This window comes from Streptomyces sp. NPDC056948 (assembly GCF_042674225.1).
Classification (GTDB): Bacteria; Actinomycetota; Actinomycetes; order Streptomycetales; family Streptomycetaceae; genus Streptomyces; species Streptomyces purpurascens.
In genome coordinates this window covers 1-3,605 of sequence record NZ_JBHUQX010000636.1, presented here as the reverse complement: position 1 = coordinate 3,605, position 3,605 = coordinate 1, and the positions used below count along the sequence as shown (strand labels likewise).

The 3,605-nt window shown below is 68.6% G+C and carries 3 protein-coding genes; all 3 read right to left on the bottom strand.

Annotated elements, in window-relative coordinates:
• Positions 1 to 41 precede the first annotated feature (41 nt).
• The 3 genes from rpmE to ACFTZL_RS42610 all read right to left on the bottom strand — a co-directional run bounded on the left by rpmE (position 42) and on the right by ACFTZL_RS42610 (position 3,585).
• A complete protein-coding gene (gene rpmE, locus ACFTZL_RS42620; protein WP_003992975.1) occupies positions 42 to 263 on the bottom strand; it encodes a 50S ribosomal protein L31 in 222 nt (73 codons plus the stop codon).
• A gap of 187 nt (positions 264 to 450) precedes the next feature.
• Entirely contained in the window at positions 451 to 1,587 is a 1,137-nt protein-coding gene (locus ACFTZL_RS42615; protein ID WP_382595305.1) for an LCP family protein, read from the bottom strand.
• 210 nt (positions 1,588 to 1,797) lie between these two features.
• Complete coding sequence (locus tag ACFTZL_RS42610) at positions 1,798 to 3,585, bottom strand: trypsin-like serine protease (RefSeq protein ID WP_382595308.1); 1,788 nt, start codon at positions 3,583 to 3,585, stop codon at positions 1,798 to 1,800.
• Positions 3,586 to 3,605: the final 20 nt, after the last annotated feature.

Here is a 3,605-nt window from a genome sequence, read left to right as displayed (position 1 = left end):
CGGTGAGGGGGCGCGTCCGCGGACCGGCGAAATGGGGCTCGCTACTTCTTGGAGCCGGCGGCCTTGCCGAAGCGGGCCTCGAAGCGGGCCACACGGCCACCGGTGTCGAGGATCTTCTGCTTGCCCGTGTAGAACGGGTGGCACTCGGAGCAGACATCGGCACGGATGGTGCCGGACTCGATGGTGCTGCGAGTCGTGAACGACGCGCCGCAGGTGCAGCTGACCTGCGTCTCGACGTACTCGGGGTGGATGTCGCGCTTCAAGGTGTCTCCTAGGTTTCGGGAGGGCGCCGGGTCGCTGCCGCGGGATGCGGGAGCGTGAACCGGAGCCGACGTACCAGTCTGCCAGGACTGGGGCCATCCCCCAAAACCGGGGGTTGCTGTTGTTTGTTCCCTGCGGGCCGGTGGGGGGCATTCGCGCAGTTCCCCGCGCCCCTGAGGGACGTGCCCGTCAGGGCGCGCTCACGACGTCCTTGGCCTCGCCCGAGGCGTTGCCCTTCGTGGCGCTCTCCGGGATCGGCTTGTCGTGTTCCAGGGCCTTCCAGATCTGGTCGGCCTTCTTCTCCTGGAGGAGGACGCGGTTGGGGTCGGCGGGGTCGTAGGCGACCGGCATGGTGACCATGTTCATGTTCCCCGGGGTGATGCCCTTGAGGCCGTTCGCGAAGGACACGAGCTTGTTGACCGAGCCGAGGTCGGAGTCGGCCGTCACCGTCTTGGTCGCGGTTTCCGCGAGGTCGTAGAGCTTCTTCGGGTTGGAGAAGACGCCGACGTCCTTGACCTGGTTGAGCAGGGCCTTGATGAAGGCCTGCTGGAGCTGGATGCGGCCCAGGTCGGAGCCGTCGCCCACGCCGTGCCGGGTGCGGACCAGGCCGAGGGCCTGCTCGCCATCGAGTCTGTGGGTGCCCGCCTTCAGCTTCAGGTGGCTGTCGGGGTCGTCGATGCGCTCGGTCGTGGTCACCTCGACACCGCCGAGGTCGTCGATGAGCGTCTGGAAGCCGGCGAAGTCGACCTCCAGGTAGTGGTCCATGCGCAGGTCGGTGATCGACTCGACGGTCTTCACGGCGCAGGCGGCCCCGCCCGTGGAGTACGCGGAGTTGAACATCACGCCGTTCGCGGCGGGGTACTGCTTGCCCTTGGTGTCCGTGCAGGAGGGCCGGTCGATGAGGGTGTCACGCGGGATGGAGACCACGCTGGCCTTCTTGTGACCCTTGTTGACGTGCACGATCATCGCCGTGTCGGAGCGGGCGCTGCCGTCGTCGGTGCCGCCGCCGAGCTTCTTGTTGCCGCCGGCGCGGGTGTCGGAGCCGAGGACGAGGATGTTCTCGGAGCCGTTGTCGGCCTTCTTGGGCCGGTCGGTGCCGAGGGCCTGGTCGATGTCGACGCTCTTGAGGTTGCCGTTGAGCTTGAAGTACACGTACCCCGCCCCGGTCCCGCCCAGGACGACGATGCCCGCCGCGGTCCAGGCCATGACCATCATGCCCTTGTGACGCTTGCGGGGCTTGCGGCGTCGGCCCTTGGCGCGGTGGCTTGATCCGGTGGTGCCGGTCTCGCCCGGTATACCCGGACCCGGCGTGCTCTCGGCAGACATGTGCTCCTCGGCTCGTCCTCGGTCGATTACCCCCTGCGGTCGGCGCCAGGCGTACTCGGTCGGGGGACTACCCCCTGGCACCATCGTCGCTCCGCCTGGTCAGACGGGGAAACTCGGGAAAGGGTTGCACAACGGACTGTGCCCACCGCGTGCGGCGATGGGCACAGTGCGTGTTCGTCACAGCGGGGTATATCCCGCTCACCTGCGGTTTCAGCCGAAGATGTCGTACTGCTTGAAATCGGTACCTACGGACTTCCTTGTGGCAAAGATCTCGCTGGTCGCCTTGCCGGTGCCCGGGTACAGATAGAGCGTGCCGCCGGGGGTGCGGGCCAGGAAGTCGGCCTTGCCGTCGCCGGTGATGTCGCCGGTCGCGTCGAAGGCGTTGTAGCCGCCCCAGGAGCGCACCTTGACCCGGGCCGAGAAGGCGCCGGAGCCGGACTTGCCGGTGCCCTTGTAGAGGTAGATGTGGCTGCCCGACTTGCTGCGGGCGATCAGGTCGGTCTTGCCGTCGCCGGTGAAGTCGCCCTTGCCGCGCACGGAGTTGTACTGGTTCCAGCCGGAGCCGGCCTTCACGCGGGCCGCGAAGGTGCCGTTGCCCTTGCCCGGGTAGATCCACAGCACGCCCGCGGAGTCGACCGAGAGCAGGTCGGGCAGGTAGTCGCCGGTGACGTCACCGGGGGTGATGACGCGGGTGCGGGTCTTCCAGTTGTCGGCGATCTTCTTGGTGGACCAGGCGTTGTCGGCGAGCACGAAGTGGGTCCAGAAGACGTCGCCGTCGCTGCTGCGCCGGTAGACCAGGTCCTGGAAGCCGTCGCGGTCGAAGTCCGTCTGCAGGACGACGTTGAAGCCGTCCCAGTTGCCCCAGGACTGGCGGGCGGCGAACGACGTGCCCTTGGAGTCCTTGGAGTAGCCGGTCTTCGTGGACGCGTTGCGCACCCACAGGTCGGCCTTGTGGTCGCCGCTGATGTTGGTGTCGTCGACGCGCGGGTAGGCGGCGCCGACGTACGTGCTGACCTTGCTGAAGACGCTGTAGGCGCCCTTGGCGACGCAGTCGGTCACGCCCCAGGACACGACACCGACGATCCGGTTGTTGACGACCAGCGGGCCGCCGGAGTCGCCGTTGCAGGCGGAGGTGGTGCCGGAGTCGCTGCCGGTGGCGGGCTTGCCCGCGCAGACCATGTGGCCCTTGACGAAGTCCCTGCCGTAGGCGCCGGCGCAGGTGGTGTCGGACTGGACGGGCAGCGTGGCCGTCTTCAGCCTCTCGGAGATGGCGTCGCTGGTGGAGCTGGTGCGGCCCCAGCCGTAGACCTTGGCGCTGGTACCGGCCTTGTACGAGGCGGTGTCACCGGACGTCGTCATCCGGATCGGCGTGGCCTTGACCCGCTCGGGCAGGGTGAGCACCGCGATGTCGTTGTCGATCGTCGTCGCGTTGTACGACGGGTGGTTCCATTGCCGCAGGACGCCCTTGGCTTCGCCGCCATGCAGGTCGGTGCCGTCGGCCGAGGGCAGCTGGGCGGTGCCGGTGACGACGGCGCCGTTGGCGTTCCAGTCGTAGCCCTTGACGCAGTGCGCGGCGGTGAGGATCTTCGTCGGCGCGACGACGGCGCCGCCGCAGAAGAAGCCGATGTCGTCGCTCGTGCTCGAGGTGCCCCGGTCGTCGAAGTAGTGGAGCTGTGCCATCCACGGGGCCGAGGTGATGGTGGTCTGGCTGCCGCCGATGACCTTCGGGTCGATGCGGCCCTCGTTCGTGCTCGCGCTCAGCGACGCCTTGCTCGTCCTGCCCGCGGTGTCGTCACCGGCCAGGGCGCCCGCGACGCGCTTCTCCAGCTCGGCGGACGACGGCGAGCCGATGGCGGGCTTGACCGTCGGCTGCGGCAGCGGGGTGGCCGCGTCGGCGGATGTCGTCAGCAGCGCGGCGGCCACGGCAGCCGCGACACCGGCCGCGGCCACGGGCAGTGCGATACGTATCCGGCGTCTGTGGCGCCCGCCCCCAGGCATGGATGTACCCACGAATGTCC